The sequence below is a fragment of the Curtobacterium sp. MCPF17_002 genome, assembly GCF_003234115.2.
Classification (GTDB): domain Bacteria; phylum Actinomycetota; class Actinomycetes; order Actinomycetales; family Microbacteriaceae; genus Curtobacterium.
The window spans coordinates 3,065,517-3,081,486 of sequence record NZ_CP126251.1 but is presented as its reverse complement, the minus strand read 5'-3'; the positions used below and the strand labels follow the sequence as shown (position 1 = coordinate 3,081,486).

The following is a 15,970-nucleotide window of genomic DNA, read 5'->3' as shown; positions in this document are numbered from 1 at the left end:
GACCCGCGCGCGCCGCGGCTCGACTAGCGCTTGCGGCCGCTCCGCCCCGGGTGCGTCTCGACCGCGGGGATGCGCACGTTCAGCGAACCGGGGTCGATCCGGGCGCGGAACGCCACGATCTCGCCCACCGGGTCACCGTCGATCTCGAACTCGTCGGGCTTCTCGAGGCGCACCGTGAACTCCTCGCCGCGCATGTACCGCAGCGGCCGCTCCTGCTTCGCGGCGTTCGTGATCCGACGGCCGATCATCGTGTCGGACAGTGCCGAGCGGCGGTACCAGCGCAGGATCGCGTTCTCCCAGAACACCCGCGCGCCGATCCGGACCCAGCCGAAGAACCCGCGCGGGCGCATCACGACGATGTCGAACACCCCGTCGTCGATCTCGGCGTCGGGCAGCAGCATCGCGTTGGCCTGCAGCATCCCGCAGTTGCCGACGATGACGGAGTGCGCCCGCACCGAACCGTTGCGTGCCGACTCGTCGAGCCGGTACCGGAACTCGAAGCCGTCGGTGTCCCGCACGGAGCGGAACAGCGAGTCGAGGTACGCGAGCCAGCCGACCCGCTTCTTGAGCTCGGGCCGGGTGTTCGCCAGCATGCGGGCATCGAGCCCGAGGCCGGCCATCACGAGGAAGCCGAACTTGTCGCGGGACCCGTCGGGTCGTTCGACCCCGAGGAGCCCGAAGTCGATCGGGCGGTCGTGCCCGGCGAAGATCGCCTTCGACATCCCGCCGAGGTCGTCGAGCGGCAGCTTCATGTTGCGGGCGAGGAGGTTCCCGGTGCCGCTCGGCAGGAGCGCCAACGACGCGTCGGAACCGTGCACCACCTCGGCCACGGCGCGGACGGTGCCGTCCCCGCCGGCTGCGGCGACCACGTCGGCCCCGGCCTCGAGCGCTGCGCGGGCCTGGCCGCCGCCCGGGTCCGCTTCCGTGGTCTCGAACCACAGGGTCTCGGCCCAGCCCGCTTCCTGCTGGTGCTTGGCGACGGTGCGCTGGAGGGTCGGCAGGTGGACCTTGACGGGGTTGTAGACCACCGCGGCCGTCCGCTGCTCGGTCTGGAGGGCGTCCTGCTCCGCAGGCGCGGTCTCCGAAGGGGTCGACATGCCTCAACGGTACCGATCGGAAGCGACCGGGGCATGTCGGGCGTGACCGGGAATCGGCCTGGAGGCGCGGGTCGGCGCCGCCCCGCGCCTCCCGTCCGCCTCGCAACCTGTCCCCTTTAAGATGGAGCGGTGATCGATCCCCAGCTGCTGCGCGACAACCCGGACCTCATCAAGGCCTCGCAGGAGGCGCGCGGCGCCTCCGTCGCCGTCGTCGACGACGCGGTCGTCGCGGACGCGACGCGGCGCAGCGCGATCACCTCGTTCGAGTCGCTCCGCTCGGAGCAGAACGCCTTCGGCAAGACCGTCGCGAAGGCCCCGAAGGACGAGAAGGCCGCGCTCGTGCAGCAGGCGCAGGCGCTCTCCGCGAAGGTGAAGGAGGCGCAGGCCGAGGTCACCGCCGCCGAGGACACCTTCAACACCGTCGTCCGTGCGATCCCGAACGTCGTCCTGCCCGACGTGCCGAAGGGCGGCGAGGACGACTTCGTCACGCTCCGCACCGTGGGCACGAAGCCCGAGTTCGACTTCGAGCCGAAGGACCACGCCGACCTCGGCGAGCACCTCGGCATCATCGACATCCCGCGCGGCGTGAAGGTCTCCGGCTCGCGGTTCTACTTCCTCCGCGGCCTCGGCGCCCGGCTCGAGATCGCGCTCATGTCGCTCGGCCTCGACCGCGCGATCGCCGCCGGCTTCGAGCCGCTCATCACCCCGACGCTCGTGCGCCCCGAGACCATGGCGGGCACCGGGTTCCTCGGTGAGCACGCGGCCGAGGTCTACCGGCTCGAGGCCGACGACCTCTACCTGACCGGCACGAGCGAGGTCGCACTCGCCGGCTTCCACGCCGACGAGATCCTCGACATCGAGAGCGGCGCCCACCGCTACGCCGGCTGGTCGACCTGCTACCGGCGCGAGGCCGGGTCGGCGGGCAAGGACAACCGCGGGATCCTCCGCGTGCACCAGTTCAACAAGCTCGAGATGTTCGCGTACGTGCACCCGGACCAAGCCGAGGCCGAGCACGAGAAGCTCGTCGGCCACCAGGAGCAGATGCTGCAGGACCTCGGGCTGCACTACCGCGTGATCGACGTCGCCGGCGGAGACCTCGGCACGAGCGCCGCACGGAAGTTCGACATCGAGGCATGGGTCCCGACGCAGGGCACGTTCCGCGAGCTCACCTCGACGTCGAACTGCACCACGTTCCAGGCCCGCCGTCTCGACATCCGCTACCGCACCGAGAGCGGGAAGACGGCTCCGGTCGCGACGCTCAACGGCACCCTCGCGACCACCCGCTGGATCGTCGCGATCCTCGAGACCCACCAGCAGGCCGACGGCTCGGTCGTCGTGCCGGAGGTCCTCCGTCCGTACCTCGGCGGTGTCGAGGTGATCGAGCCCCGATGAGCACGCAGGGGCGGTTCGTCGACGGCGCGGCCGGTGCGGGTGCGCCGGACGCACCAGCGCGCACGAAGCGCTGGCTCGTCGCGCTCGACATCGACGGCACGACCATGCGCGAGGACGGCGTCGTCACCGAGACCGTGGTCGCGGCGCTCCGCGACGCCGAGGCCGCCGGACACGAGGTGATGCTCTCCACCGGGCGCAGCGAGGGCATGACCGTGCCGCTCATCGAGACCCTCGGGATCCGGCCGAAGTACCTCGTCTGCGCGAACGGTGCCCTCACCCTCGCCCGGCGCTCCGACGGTTCCTACGAGCGGGTGCACGTCGAGCAGTTCGACCCGTCCGAGGTCCTGCAGACCGTGCACGGCGCGCTCGAGCACGCCGCGTTCGGCGTCGAGGACCAGACCGGGCGCTTCCTGCTCTCCGGCAACTTCCCCGACGACGCGATGACGGTCTCCGGCGAGCACGTCCCCTTCGAGCGGCTGCTCGGCGTCGAGGCCACCCGCGTCGTGGTGATCTCGCCCGGTCACGACACCGAGGACTTCCTGCAGATCGTCGAGCAGATGGGGCTGCACAAGGTCTCGTACTCGGTCGGCTGGACCTCGTGGCTCGACATCGCTCCCGAGGGTGTGACGAAGGCCACCGCGATGGAACGGGTCCGCGAGTGGCTCGACATCCCGCGCTCCCGGGTCTTCGCCGCGGGTGACGGCCGCAACGACATCGACATGCTGCGGTGGGCGTCCACCTCCGGCCGCGGCGTCGTGATGGGGCAGGCGCCGGAGGACGTGATCGAGGCGGGCAACGAGCTCACCGGCGGCGTGGACGACGACGGCCTGGCGGCGGCGCTCGACTCCCTGCCGCGCTGACGCGCACGGGTCTGCTTCGAGTGGTGCGAGGTTCCGCACACGGTGCGAGGCTTCGTTGCTCGCACCGAGTACGCAACCTCGCACCGTTCGCACGCCCGGTAGACTTCCCGGGACGCGGTCACGTCTCGCCACGTGGCCGCGTCACTGGAGGGTTGTCCGAGTGGCCGATGGAGCCTGTCTTGAAAACAGGTGGGCAGAGATGTCTCGTGGGTTCGAATCCCACACCCTCCGCAGAGCAGGTCTGAGCTGGCACAGCGGTTGAGCTGGCACAGCGGTTGAGCTGGCACAGCGGTTGAGCGGGCACCGAGCAGGCCCGCACGATCTTCTTCGGTCCTGACGGTTCCGGTCCGCAGGACTCGGCGATTCTGCACCAGAACGATCAACACGCGGGAGGGCGACGTGGTCGAGGTCGTGGCGTACCGGGCGACTTGGCCCGAGCGGTTCGCCGAGCTCCGCGGTCCCCGGCCTCACCGCGAGCACCCGCGGCATCACCGGCCGCGGGGCCCACGGCTGACCCGTCCGATCGGGGTCAGACCGCCGCGGCGAGCCCCGGGTACAGCGCCACCAGCGGTGCGCTCAGCCCGGCGCGGACGTCGCGGCTGATCTGGTCGGCCAGCACCTCGTGCTCGCCGGCCTCGACGGCGTCCCAGATCGCGGCGACGATCACGGCGGGGTCGGCCTTCTCGACGTCGAGGTCGGCGGTCATCCCGGTGTCGGTGTACCCGAGGTGTGCGCCGACGACCTGGGTGCCCTGCGGTGCGAGCTCGAGGCGGAGGGAGTTCGTCAGGGACCAGAACGCAGCCTTCGACGCGGAGTAGCCGGCGCCGAGGGCGATCCAGCTCAGCACGGAGTGCACGTCGACGAGCGCGCCGCCACGCAGCGACCCGGCGAAGGCCTTGGCGACCCGGAGTGCACCGAACACGTTGGTGGCGAAGATCCGCTCGACGTCCTCGACCGAGGTGTCGAGCAGCGGGGAGGACCCGCCGACACCGGCGTTGTTCACGACGATGGTGGTGTCGGCTGCGGCCCGGGCTGCGGCGTCGACGCTCGCCTGGCTGGTGACGTCGAGGACGAGCGGCACGATGCGCTCGTCGTCCCAGGTGCGCGGGGTGCGTGCGGTCGCGTAGACCTTGGTGGCGCCACGGTCGAGGGCCTGCTGGACGAACTCGGCGCCGAGGCCGCCGTTCGCTCCGGTGACGAGGACGATCGCGTTGGTGAGGTCGGTCATGGGGTGCTCCAGTCGAGAGAAGTTGAGTACGGAAAGTGAACTTAGCACGTTGTGTTCGCATTCCGAACCCAAGTAGGGTGGATGCATGCTCGGCATCCTCGGCGGCGACGAGCGCTGCCCCATCGCACGGTCCCTCGACGTCCTCGGCGAGAAGTGGACGCTCATGATCGTCCGCGACGCCCTCGCCGGATCCACGCGCTTCAGTCAGTTCCAGCAGAGCCTCGGCGTCCCGCGCGAGGTCCTCACGGCCCGCCTCGTCTCCCTCGTCGAGGGCGGCGTGCTCGAGCGCACGTCCTACAAGCCGGAGGGTGGTCGTGCGCGCGACGAGTACGTCCTCACGGCCGCCGGGCGCGACCTCTCGCTGGTGCTGCTCGCCCTCGGCGGCTGGGCCGACCGCCACCGCCCGTCGGAGCTGACGTCGGACCTCCGGTTCGTCGACACCGAGACCGGCGAACCGGTCGAGGCGGCAGCGCTGACGCGGGACACGCACCAGCGCGTGCCGCTGGAGCGGCTCACCGCGGTGACGGAGCGTGCGTCGGTCGCGTGACCAAGAGGCGGGCCTGGAGGCGCGGGGCGGGCCCGCACCGCGCCTCCAGGCCCGCAGATGGGTGCGTCACCGACTTTCGTGGCACCCGCAACTCCCGCCGAGCACCAACTCGGCCGGTACCAGGTCGCGGTGCCACTGGTTGTCGGCGTCCAGGCCGAGCACGCGGTCCACGGCCGCCGCGGCCATCGTCTCGATGGGTTGCCGGACGGTCGTGAGCTGCGGGTTCGTGTAGTCCGCCTCGGCCGCACCGTCGAAGGAGACGATGGCGACGTCGTCGGGTGCGGAGAGCCCGAGCTCGTACAGGGCGCGGAGGACACCGACGGCCTGCATGTCCGAGCTGACGAAGAGGGCTCGCGGGCGATTGTCGTCGGCGAACATGCGGAGGCCCGCCTCGTAGCCGCCACGACGGTTGAAGTCGGTGCGGACGATGGGCCCGTCCGGCAGCCCGGCGTCGCGGAGCGCCCGCATCCAGCCCTGCTCGCGGAGCTCCATCGAGCCGGTGTGGCCCATGACGAGGCCGATCGAGCGGTACCCGTGCTCGACGAGGTGTCGCGTGCCGTCGTACGCGCCGCGGAGGGCGTCGACACCGATGCTGGCGTAGTCGGGGACCTCGAAGAAGGTGTTGAGGAGGACCATCGGGATGCCGGGGTCGCTCACGGTGGACAGGTCCGGCCGCGTCATGATGCTCGTCACGATGATGCCGTCGACCTGCCGGGCGGACAGGCTGCGGAGTCGCTCGCGCTCCTGCACGGCGTCCCCGTCGCTGTTCGCGAGCAGGACGTCGTACCCCCTGGCGGCGGCGGCGTGCGTGACCGCGACGGCGAGCTCCGACCAGAACGGGTTGTCGAGCTCCGGGACGACGAGCCCGAGCATCTTCGAGGTCCCGGTGCGGAGGGCCTGCGCGCTGGCGTTCGGGCGGTAGCCGAGGACGCGGATGGCCTCGCGGACGCGGGCGGCCGTCTCGGCTGCGACCGGTCGGGGGCCGTCGTGCACGACGTAGCTGACGACCGAGGTGCTGACTCCCGCGTAGCGGGCGACGTCGGCGCGGGTGACCGCCCTCGGGGTCGTCGGGACGCTCACGTCAGCCACCTTCGTCGGGTCCGGAAGCCGCGTTCGGGTGCCGGCCCGGTAGGGACCGACACCCGAACGCCACTTGCTATTCGCTGGCGATACTAGACGAGGACGCCGTCGTGGCCGGCTCGGGCGCGTCGCCGAAGTCCGGCACCTCGAGGCGGACGCCGCCCTGCAGCGCCGACTGGTGGGCGATGATGCCGGGCAGGGTGAAGCGCGCGGCGGTCCAGGCGTTCACCGGGGGGAGCGTCCGGTCGACGACGGCGCGGACGAAGTCGTCGGCCAGGAACTGGTGGCTGCCCTCGTGTCCGGTCGGGACACCGGCGTACTCGTCCGGCAGGCGGTCGGTGTCGTGGACCTCGGCGTACCCGGAGACGAACGCGTCACGGAGCGACGGGTCAACGTCGGCCAGACGCGGGTCGTCGAGGGACATCGTCGCCTGCGTGTTGATCTGGTCGCTGATGTCGTGGACGTCCTCCTTGTCCTGCCAGACGCTGACGCGGGCGAGCTGTTCGAAGCTCGCCTCGGTGCCGAAGTAGCGGAAGCGGGACTCGCGGATGTGCGACGGGTAGCCGACGCGGCGCATCTCGTTGATCCGCACGACGCCGCCGTTGTCGAGCTCGAACAGGGCGGTGGCGTTCGAGAAGTCGTTGTCGAACTGGCTGACGTCCTTGTCGAAGACGCCGTCGCCGCGGTCGTCCTTGACGCCGAGGCAGCTGACGCTGACGGCGTGGCCGGGGATCGCGCCGAGGACGCCACCGACCGAGTGGGTCGGGTAGAGCATCGGCGGGTAGCTGGCGGTGCGCTTCCAGTCGTCGCCGCCGCTGTACTGGTACGCGGCGTAGAAGCCGAGGTCCATGTCGTGGACGTAGTCGCCCTCGGCGTAGAAGACCCGGCCGAAGGCGCCCTCGGCGACCTGCTTGCGGGCGAAGACCGTCGCCGGGTTGTAGTAGCTCGTCTCGCCCATCATGTAGGTGAGCCCGGTCTCGCGGACGGCGTCGATGATGGCGCTGATCTCCTCGACGGAGATCGCCATCGGCACGGCGGAGTACACGTGCTTGCCGGCGCGGAGGGCCTTGACGACGAGGGGCCCGTGCGTCCAGCGCTGCGTGAAGATCGCGACGGCGTCGACGTCCGAGGCGAGCACGGCGTCGAAGTCGGGGAACGTGCCGTCGAGGTGCTGCGACTCGACGAGTTCCGAGGCGCGGTCGTCGACGAGGTCGGTGACGTAGACCCGGTCGACGTCGGGGTGGAGCTTGAACAACTTCGCGAACTGCGGGGCGAACTGGCCCGCGCCGACCATTCCGACAGAGATCATCAGTGACCTTTCCAGGGTGGGGGATGCGTCGCCGGGCAGGTCGCTCCGATGCGATCGACCGCCATCCTCACACGGCTTGTCTACTCGTGACAACCCCTGTTGGTCAGGAGAAAAGGGACGCTTGCGGCGCGGTGTCCCCACGTGTAGATTCCCGGCTCACGGACTGCCGCACGTCAGTCCACCGCAGACGAAGGAGTCGCGATGGCAACCGAGAGCCCCGTGTCGTCACCCTTGACGACCGCCCGCCCACGGAGGAGTCGGCCCGCCGACCTCGCCCGTGCACGGACGACCACCCCACGTCGCCGGCCCAGGAACGACCTGTGGCTCGCGCTCGCCTTCATCGCCCCGGCCGCGATCGGGTTCGCGGTGTTCCTGGCGTGGCCGACCGTGCGGGGGATCTACCTCAGCTTCACCTCGTACAACCTGCTCACCCCGCCCGAGTTCACCGGCCTGCAGAACTACGTGCGGCTGGTGCAGGACTCGATCTTCTGGCACTCGATGGTCGTGACCGTCGAGTACGTCCTCATCAACATCGTCATCCAGACGGTCGTCGCGCTCTTCATCGCCGTGATGATGCACCGCCTGACGAAGTCGACCTTCGTGCGCGGCATCGTCCTCGCGCCCTACCTGGTGTCGAACGTCGTCGCGGCGCTCGTCTGGCTGTGGATCCTCGACACCCAGCTCGGCATCGGCAACGAGATGCTCGCCGCCCTCGGGCTCGACCGCATCCCGTTCCTGCAGAGCGACGTCTGGGGCATCCCGTCGATCGCGCTCATCAACGTCTGGCGCCACGTCGGCTACACCGCACTGCTCATCTTCGCCGGCCTGCAGTCCCTGCCCGAGACCGTGTACGAAGCCGGGCGCATCGACGGCGCGAGCGAGTGGAAGATGTTCTGGCGGATCACCGTGCCGCTCCTCCGCCCGATCCTGTCGCTGGTGCTCATCATCACCGTGATCGGGTCGTTCCAGGTGTTCGACACCGTCGCCGTCACCACGCAGGGCGGCCCCGCGAACGCCACGAACGTCGTGCAGAACTACATCTACAACCTGGCCTTCGGCCGCTTCCAGTTCGGGTACGCGTCCGCCGTGTCGGTCGCGCTCCTCGTCGTCCTCAGCATCATCACGATCATCCAGTACCGCCTCACCCGCTCGGGTGAGTCGGACCTGGACTGAACGGAGCGTCCGACCATGACCACCACCCTCACCCGCTCCGTCACCACGAAGCGTCAGCCGCGACCGGGAGCCGGCCACCGCCGTCGCCCCTCGGTCGGCCGTGTCCTCGCCTGGGTCGCGATGATCGCCGTCATCGTCATCACCCTGTTCCCGTTCTACTGGATCCTCCGCACCGCCCTGTCCTCGAACGGCGCGATCAACTCCGACCCGACCTCGCTGCTGCCCGTCGGCTTCAGCCTGGGCGGCTTCGAGCGGGTCTTCGGGCTGCAGTCCACGAAGGAGGCCCTCGAGCAGGGCGGCTCCGGCGCTGCGCTGAACTTCTGGCGGTACCTCGGCAACTCGATCATCGTCTCCACCCTCGTCACCGTCGGCCAGGTGTTCTTCTCCGCCGCAGCCGCCTACGCGTTCGCCCGGCTGCGCTGGCCCGGACGCGACAAGGTCTTCGCGGTGTTCCTCGCCGGGCTCATGGTCCCCGCGATCTTCACGCTGCTGCCGAACTTCGCGCTCATCAAGGAGCTCGGACTCGTCGACAACCTGCTCGGGATCGCCCTGCCGACGATGTTCATGACGCCGTTCGCGGTGTTCTTCCTCCGGCAGTTCTTCCTCGGCATCTCGAAGGAGGTCGAGGAAGCCGCACTCATCGACGGCGCCGGCAAGATCCGGGTGTTCTTCCGCCTCGTCATCCCGATGGCGGCGGCCCCGATCGCCACGCTCGCCGTGCTGACCTACATCACGAGCTGGAACGACTACTTCTGGCCGCTCATGGTGTCGTACACCGACAGCTCGCGCGTGCTGACCGTCGCACTCGGCGTCTTCAAGTCGCAGACCCCGCAGTCCGGCACCGACTGGGCGGGCCTGATGGCCGCGACCCTGGTGGCGGCGCTCCCGATGATCCTGCTGTTCGGCGTCTTCGCCAAGCGGATCGTCAACTCCATCGGCTTCTCCGGGATCAAGTAGCCCGGGCTCGGACAGGACCAACACACCATGACGAACGAACTCTCCCGCCGCGCGCTCTTCGCCGGTGGCGCCTCGGCCCTCGCCCTCGGTGCGCTCGCGGCCTGCTCGTCGCCGAGCCGTGGGGCCGCGTCGAAGAGCGGTGCCACGACCGTGAGCTACTGGCTCTGGGACTCGAACCAGCTGCCCGCCTACCAGGCCGTCGCCGACGCCTTTCACCGCGAGAACCCGGACATCACCGTCAAGATCACCCAGCTCGGGTGGAACGACTACTGGACGAAGCTCACCGCTGGGTTCATCGCCGGCACCGCCCCGGACGTCTTCACCGACCACCTCACGAAGTTCCCGCAGTACGCCGACCTCGACGTCCTCTACAAGCTCGACGAACTCGGTGCCACGAAGGGCATCCGCGACGACGACTACCAGTCCGGGCTCGCCGAGCTCTGGAAGGGCAAGGACGGCCACCGCTACGGGTCGCCGAAGGACTGGGACACGATCGCGATGTTCTACGACAAGAAGGCGATGGCGAAGGCCGGGGTGTCCGCCGCCGACCTCGCCGACCTCGAGTGGAACCCCGACGACGGCGGCTCGTTCGAACGGATGCTCGCGCACCTGACCGTCGACGGGAAGGGACGTCGCGGCGACGAGCCCGGCTTCGACAAGCACGACGTCGCCGTGTACGGGATCTCGTCGAACGGCTCCGGTGGTGACGGCTTCGGGCAGACGCAGTGGTCGCCCTTCACCGGCTCGATCGACTGGTTCTACACGAACGAGAACCCCTGGGGCGACAAGTTCCGCTACGACGAGAAGGTCGTGCAGGACACGCTCGCCTGGTACTACGGCCTCGCCGAGAAGGGCTACATGGCCAAGTACGGGGTGTTCTCGACGACGACCGGTCCGGAGGTGCAGCTCGGTGCGGGCAAGTGCGCCCTGTCGTTCAACGGTTCGTGGATGATCGGCTCGTACCTCAACATGAAGGACCTCGACATCGCCCTCGCGCCGACGCCGATCGGGCCGATCGGACACCGGGCCTCGATGTTCAACGGGCTCGGGGACTCGATCACGAAGCAGGCGAAGAACCCCGAGGCCGCGGCGAAGTGGGTCGCGTTCCTCGGCAGCGACACCGCTCAGCAGATCGTCGGCAAGGCCGGCATCGTGTTCCCCGCGCGTCCCGCGGGCACCGACGCGGCCGTCGCCTCGTTCCGTGAGCGCGGCCTCGACGTCTCCGCGTTCACCCGACAGGTCGAGGAGAAGACGACGTTCCTGTTCCCGGTCACCCGGAACCCCGCCGACGTGCAGGCGCTGCTGCAGCCCGCGTTCGACGACGTCTACGCGAACGGCAAACCCATCGCCACGCTCACGGGGGTGAACGAGCAGGTGAACACCCTGCTGGCGCTCACCTGAGCGTCCGCCCTTCGGCCCGCCGGCCCGTCTGTCCGGGAGGCGCAGTGCAGCCCGGGCGGTCGGCCGCCGGTCACGCGCGTGCTGCGGTCTACCGGCCCGGGGTCGGCTGGAACCCGATCTCCAGCAGCAGGTTGGCGTGCGACCGCTGGTCGCCGGTGGCGATGACGAGCCCCGTCGCCGGAGCGCGGACCGCGTCGTAGAAGGCGAAGCGGTCGAGGTCCGTGATCGGCACGGCCTCGCCCAGGATCCGCCGGTACCCCTCGTGCGCGGCGACCGTGGTGCCGACCGGCGCGCGCATCACCGTGGCCGACTCGACCGGGATCGCGTCGAGGAGCGTCGTCAGGACCTCGTCGACGTCGAGCACTCCCGGCCGGAAGTTCAGGTGCACGAGGCGCGCCGACGGGTGCTTGGCGGTGGCGAACGGGTAGTTGCCGTCGGCGAGGAGCACCTTCGAGCCGTGCCCGAGGGATGCGAGGGCGCTGAGGGTCGGCTGATGGGTGAGGGTGTAGCGCAGCATCATTCCTCCGAGGGGGTCGGGAGTCTGGCGACGGAGCCGCCGGCGACCAGGCGCGGAGCGACGATGATGTCGACCGGGTCAGGGTCCAGGGCCGTCCCGGGCTGGGTGGCGGTGCGGTCCGCGGCGACGAGTCGTCCGCGGAGCCGCTCGGCCGCGTGGACGGCGAGTTCGTGGGTCGGCTGTTCGATGACCGTGAGCTTCGGGACGGTGGCCTGCGCGAGTTCCAGCCCGTCGAACCCGAGGAGCGACAGGTCCGTGCCGAGCGTGAGGCCGGACTCGTTGAGGGCGATCACGGCGCCGAGGGTCAGCTCGTAGTTGGCGCAGAACACCGCCGTCGGCCGGTCCGGCATCACGAGGATCCGCTGCATCGCGGTCTGCCCGTTCCGGACGGTGAGCGGTCCCTCGAGGACGGCGTCGAGCGGAAGGTGGCCACCGTGACGCTCGAGGACCGCGCGGAAGCCATCGGTGCGCTCGCGCATGGTGGAGATCGACGGGTCCCCACCGATCACGGCGACCCGTCGGTGGCCGTGGTCGAGCAGGTGCTGCGCCGCCAAGGCGCCCGCCCCGTGGTTGTCGAGGAACACACCGTCCGAGCGGAGCCCTCCGGCGCGCCAGTCGACCTGCACGACGGGCAGCTGCTCGGCGGCTCGGGCCAGCGGTTCGACGTCGTGGTCGGACGGCACCGCGATGATGCCGTCCACCATGCGGCTGCGGAGCAGGTCGACGGCCCGAGCGCCCTCGTCCGGACTCGACGAGACGATGACGCTCAGACCGTACGGGCGGAGTGCGCTCTCGACGCCGGCGATGACGGTGAGGTGGAAGTCGTTGTCGAGCGCCGGGAGCAGGACGCCGATCGTGCCGGACCGACGGGACCGCAGACTCCGCGCGAAGCCGTTCGCGCGGAAGCCGAGCGCGGCCGCGGCGGTGCGGATGGCCTCGGCGTTCTCCTCGCGGACCGACCCGCCGTTGTAGAACTTCGAGATGGTCGCGAGCGACAGCCCGGTCTCGCGCTGCAGGTCCTTGTAGGTCGCCGTACGACGGGCGTTCACCCGCGCCCGCCCGCGATCGTGCCGTCCTCGTCCCACAGGTCGTGCCAGCTCGCGGCGTCCTGCCAGAGGAAGACCTGCCCCTTGATGAGCCGGCTGCCCCGGTCGACCTCCGCCATCGCGCGGAGCTCGTCGTCGCTGAGCGGGTCGGTCAGGGCGCCCGCGAGGTTCGCCCGGTACTGCTCCGGCTTCACCGAGAAGGGGATCGGGATCTGCCCGCGCGCGACCGCCCACTTGAGGCAGACCACGACGGGGTGCACGCCGTGGGCCCGGGCGATCCGCCGTACCACCGGGTCGTCGACGTCCACGGGGTCGTCGTCCTCGCGGTCCCGGTCCGGGCGGGACGGCGAGCCGAGCGGGGAGTACCCGACGGGCTGGATGGCGTGCGTCAGGCAGTAGTCGAACAGCGCCGGCTGCTGGAACGTCGGGTGCAGCTCCATCTCGTTGAGCGACGGCAGGACCCGGGCGTCGTCGAGCAGGCGCTGCAGTTTCGGGATCGTGGTGTTCGACGTCCCGAGGTGCCGCACGATTCCCTCGTCGACGAGCCCTTCGAGCGCACGCCACAGCGCCAGGTACGCGGCGTGGTCGTACGGGCGTGCCGTCCGGTCGCGGTCCGCGACCGAGGCGTGCGGCGGGTGGTGATTGGGGAACGGCCAGTGCACGAAGACCGCGTCGAGGTGCTCAACGCGGAGGTCCTCGAGCGACCGGTGCACCGAGGCGACGGCGTCGGACGGAGCGTGGGCGTCGTTCCAGACCTTCGACATGACGAACAGGTCGTCACGAGGCACGCCGCTCGCAGCGATCGCGGCACCCACCTCGGCCTCGTTGCCGTAGACCGACGCGCAGTCGACGAGACGGTAGCCCGCTTCGAGGCCGCCGCGGACCGCCGCCGCGACATCGTCCGGACTGTACCGGTCGGAGCCGAACGTACCGAGCCCGATCGTGGGGATGCGGCTGCCGGTCCGCAGCGGCCGGGTGGGGATCGCTTCGTCCACGATGGGCCTCCTGGTGTTCGACCCCGGGGAGCTGATCGTTTCGCCTGGTCGGTGAAGGGCAGGCTACCGTATGCTCACCGTCACGGGCGAAACGTTTCGTCAGACTCGAGGAGGAGCCATGACCGCACCGCACGACCTGCCGCGCATCGATCCGGCGACGCTGCCCGAACCGGTCGACGTGACCGACAACTCCGCCGCCCTCGCAGCGGTCGCGGCCGTCGTCGCAGCCGGCCCCTTCGACCCGACGTGGGAGTCGCTCCGCAAGTACACGCCGCCGCGGTGGTACCACGACGCGAAGTTCGGGATCTTCCTGCACTGGGGCGTCTACTCCGTCCCGGGCTTCCGCAACGAGTGGTACGCGCGGGACATGTACCGCGAAGGCACCCCCGAGTTCGAGCACCACGTCGCCACGTACGGTCCGCAGTCCGAGTTCGGGTACAAGGACTTCATCCCGTCGTTCACGATGGAGCACTTCGACCCCGCGGCGTGGGCGAACCTGTTCCGTCGCGCCGGAGCCCAGTTCGTCGTGCCCGTCGCCGAGCACCACGACGGCTTCGCGATGTACGACACGCGACGATCGCGCTGGAACGCCGCGACGATGGGTCCCGAGCGAGACGTCCTCGGCGACCTGCTGACCGCGGTCGACGACGCCTGGATGGTCCGGGGCGCCTCGTCGCACCGGGCCGAGCACTGGTTCTTCATGAACGGCGGAGCCAAGTTCGACTCGGACGTCCTCGACCCCGCCACCATCGACTTCTACGGCCCGGCGCAGCGTCAGGAGACAGCGCCGAACGAACGCTTCCTCGAGGACTGGCTGCTCCGCACGGTCGAGGTCATCGACCGCTACCGCCCGCAGGTCCTGTGGTTCGACTGGTGGATCGAACAGCCCGCCTTCGAGCCCGCACTCCGCACGCTCGCGGCCTACTACTACAACCGTGCCGCCGAGTGGGGTCGCGAGGTCGTGATCAACTACAAGTGGCAGGCCTTCGCCGAGGGGTCTGCCGTCTACGACATCGAGCGTGGGGCGATGGGCGGGATCCCGCCGGTCGTCTGGCAGAACGACACCTCGGTGTCCAAGACCGCGTGGTGCTGGATCGACGGGCACGACTACAAGGGCGTCCGGGACGTCATCGCGGAGCTCGCCGACGTCGTGGCGAAGAACGGTGTCCTCCTGCTCAACGTCGGCCCGAAGCCGGACGGCACCATCGCCGAGCCCGAGCAGCGCATCCTCGAGGGCGTGGGACGCTGGCTCACGGCCAACGGGGAGGCCATCTACGGCACCCGTCCGTGGATCGTGTCCGGCGAAGGCCCGACGCACGTACCGGCCGGGTCCTTCGTGGACGGCGACACACCCGTCTACACGCCCGAGGACGTCCGGTTCACGACGCGGCACGACGTCACCGGCGACCACGTCTACGCGATCCTGCTCGGGTCGCCCGCCGACGGCACCGCGCGGATCCGGTCGTTCGGCAGCGCGTCGACCCTGCTCGCCCGGCCGATCCGCAGTGTCGAGGTGCTCGGCGTCGCAGGAGCGGCGACGTGGACGCAGACCGCCGACGCGCTCGAGGTCACGGTGCCTGCGGGGACGAACCCCGACTCGGGGCCGGTCGTCCGGCTGTGGCTCCGACCGGAGGCGGCGCCGGAGCGCCACGAAGGCCTCCTGAACTGACACCGCTCGACACGGGAGGCGCGTTGCGGGCCCGCCCCGCGCCTCCAGTCCGACACACTGGAACCGTGGAACGACGTGAGCTGATCCTGGTGGCCGCGGCCGAGGAGTTCGACCGCGCCGGCTTCGCCGCCGCGACGGTCGCGGGCATCGCCCGTGCCGCGGGCGTCTCGCAGGGCGCCCTGCACTTCCACTTCCCGACGAAGCTCGCCATGGCGCTCGCCGTCATCGACGAGCAGAACGCCCGCACCTTCGACGTCGTGAGCCACACCGACACCTCACCGACGGCAGCGCTCATCGCCGCGTCGAAGAGCATCGCCGACCTGCTGCGGACCGATCCGATCGTGCGGGCCGGCATCCGGCTCTCGCTCGAACGCGGTGAGTTCGCGGCGGCCACCGTCAGCTTCTACGAGCAGTGGATCGCCGGGATCGTCGACGTGTTCCGGCTGGCGATCGCCAGCGGTGAGCTCCGGACCGAGCTGTCCGCGGAGCAGCTCGGCGCGACCCTCGTGCCGTACTTCACCGGGGTGCAGCTGGTGTCCGACGTCCGGACCGGACGGGCGGACCTGTACTCGGCGGTCTCGACCATGTGGCGGGTCGTGCTCTCCGCGACCGCGGACCCGCGGCACCGCGAGCGGCTGCTCGGGGTGGCGGCCGACGCGTTCGGTTCGACAGACTGAGCGCATGGGGGAACCACCAGCA

General features: G+C 70.2%; 15 protein-coding genes and 1 tRNA gene. 9 read left to right on the top strand and 7 right to left on the bottom strand.

Features of this window, described 5'->3' with window-relative positions; translation table 11 throughout:
- Positions 1-23: 23 nt before the first annotated feature.
- Positions 24-1,097, bottom strand: a complete 1,074-nt coding sequence (locus tag DEJ28_RS14395; RefSeq protein WP_111117425.1) for a diacylglycerol/lipid kinase family protein — start codon at positions 1,095-1,097, stop codon at positions 24-26.
- 129 nt (positions 1,098-1,226) lie between these two features.
- Here DEJ28_RS14395 and serS point away from each other — a divergent pair, with 129 nt between their 5' ends.
- The 3 genes from serS (at position 1,227) to DEJ28_RS14380 (ending at position 3,580) form a co-directional block, all read left to right on the top strand.
- Entirely contained in the window at positions 1,227-2,489 is a 1,263-nt protein-coding gene (serS, locus tag DEJ28_RS14390; RefSeq protein WP_111117426.1) for a serine--tRNA ligase, read from the top strand.
- Positions 2,486-3,349, top strand: a complete 864-nt coding sequence (locus DEJ28_RS14385) for an HAD family hydrolase (protein ID WP_111117427.1) — start codon at positions 2,486-2,488, stop codon at positions 3,347-3,349. The genes serS and DEJ28_RS14385 overlap by 4 nt, the downstream gene beginning before the upstream one ends.
- Positions 3,350-3,495: 146 nt before the next feature.
- Positions 3,496-3,580: transfer RNA gene (locus DEJ28_RS14380), tRNA-Ser, on the top strand.
- Between the two features lie 298 nt (positions 3,581-3,878).
- On the opposite strand, the gene DEJ28_RS14375 is transcribed toward DEJ28_RS14380, so the two are convergent.
- Positions 3,879-4,577, bottom strand: coding sequence for an SDR family oxidoreductase (locus DEJ28_RS14375; RefSeq protein WP_111117428.1), 699 nt, complete (start codon positions 4,575-4,577; stop codon positions 3,879-3,881).
- Positions 4,578-4,662: 85 nt separating this feature from the next.
- On the opposite strand from DEJ28_RS14375, the gene DEJ28_RS14370 reads away from it, so the two are divergent.
- Entirely contained in the window at positions 4,663-5,124 is a 462-nt protein-coding gene (locus tag DEJ28_RS14370) for a winged helix-turn-helix transcriptional regulator (RefSeq protein WP_111117429.1), read from the top strand.
- 66 nt (positions 5,125-5,190) lie between these two features.
- Here the strand turns inward: DEJ28_RS14370 and DEJ28_RS14365 are convergent, their stop codons facing one another.
- Together DEJ28_RS14365 and DEJ28_RS14360 are read right to left on the bottom strand one after the other, a co-directional pair.
- Positions 5,191-6,204, bottom strand: coding sequence for a LacI family DNA-binding transcriptional regulator (locus tag DEJ28_RS14365; protein WP_349774932.1), 1,014 nt, complete (start codon positions 6,202-6,204; stop codon positions 5,191-5,193).
- A gap of 76 nt (positions 6,205-6,280) precedes the next feature.
- Positions 6,281-7,513: a Gfo/Idh/MocA family protein gene (locus DEJ28_RS14360; protein WP_502866931.1), complete on the bottom strand. Its 1,233-nt coding sequence runs from the start codon at positions 7,511-7,513 to the stop codon at positions 6,281-6,283.
- Between the two features lie 201 nt (positions 7,514-7,714).
- Here DEJ28_RS14360 and DEJ28_RS14355 point away from each other — a divergent pair, with 201 nt between their 5' ends.
- Genes DEJ28_RS14355 through DEJ28_RS14345 form a run of 3 tightly spaced genes read left to right on the top strand, consistent with a single transcriptional unit; the run spans position 7,715 to position 11,044 of the window.
- Complete coding sequence (locus DEJ28_RS14355; protein WP_111117431.1) at positions 7,715-8,686, top strand: carbohydrate ABC transporter permease; 972 nt, start codon at positions 7,715-7,717, stop codon at positions 8,684-8,686.
- Positions 8,687-8,701: 15 nt separating this feature from the next.
- Complete coding sequence (locus tag DEJ28_RS14350; protein ID WP_111117432.1) at positions 8,702-9,643, top strand: carbohydrate ABC transporter permease; 942 nt, start codon at positions 8,702-8,704, stop codon at positions 9,641-9,643.
- A gap of 27 nt (positions 9,644-9,670) precedes the next feature.
- Positions 9,671-11,044, top strand: coding sequence for an ABC transporter substrate-binding protein (locus DEJ28_RS14345; RefSeq protein WP_111117433.1), 1,374 nt, complete (start codon positions 9,671-9,673; stop codon positions 11,042-11,044).
- An 88-nt stretch (positions 11,045-11,132) separates the two neighbouring features.
- Here DEJ28_RS14345 and DEJ28_RS14340 read toward each other — a convergent pair whose 3' ends face one another.
- The 3 genes from DEJ28_RS14340 to DEJ28_RS14330 are packed head-to-tail and all read right to left on the bottom strand — an operon-like array spanning position 11,133 to position 13,602.
- Positions 11,133-11,561 (bottom strand): RbsD/FucU domain-containing protein, encoded by a 429-nt coding sequence (locus DEJ28_RS14340; RefSeq protein WP_111117434.1) that lies wholly within the window; start codon positions 11,559-11,561, stop codon positions 11,133-11,135.
- Positions 11,561-12,610, bottom strand: a complete 1,050-nt coding sequence (locus tag DEJ28_RS14335; RefSeq protein WP_111117435.1) for a LacI family DNA-binding transcriptional regulator — start codon at positions 12,608-12,610, stop codon at positions 11,561-11,563. Before DEJ28_RS14335 ends, DEJ28_RS14340 begins: the two co-directional genes overlap by 1 nt.
- Positions 12,607-13,602, bottom strand: coding sequence for an aldo/keto reductase (locus DEJ28_RS14330; protein WP_258368288.1), 996 nt, complete (start codon positions 13,600-13,602; stop codon positions 12,607-12,609). Before DEJ28_RS14330 ends, DEJ28_RS14335 begins: the two co-directional genes overlap by 4 nt.
- A gap of 118 nt (positions 13,603-13,720) precedes the next feature.
- Here DEJ28_RS14330 and DEJ28_RS14325 point away from each other — a divergent pair, with 118 nt between their 5' ends.
- Positions 13,721-15,271: an alpha-L-fucosidase gene (locus DEJ28_RS14325; protein ID WP_111117437.1), complete on the top strand. Its 1,551-nt coding sequence runs from the start codon at positions 13,721-13,723 to the stop codon at positions 15,269-15,271.
- A 65-nt stretch (positions 15,272-15,336) separates the two neighbouring features.
- Positions 15,337-15,948, top strand: coding sequence for a ScbR family autoregulator-binding transcription factor (locus DEJ28_RS14320; RefSeq protein WP_181433880.1), 612 nt, complete (start codon positions 15,337-15,339; stop codon positions 15,946-15,948).
- Positions 15,949-15,970 lie beyond the last annotated feature (22 nt).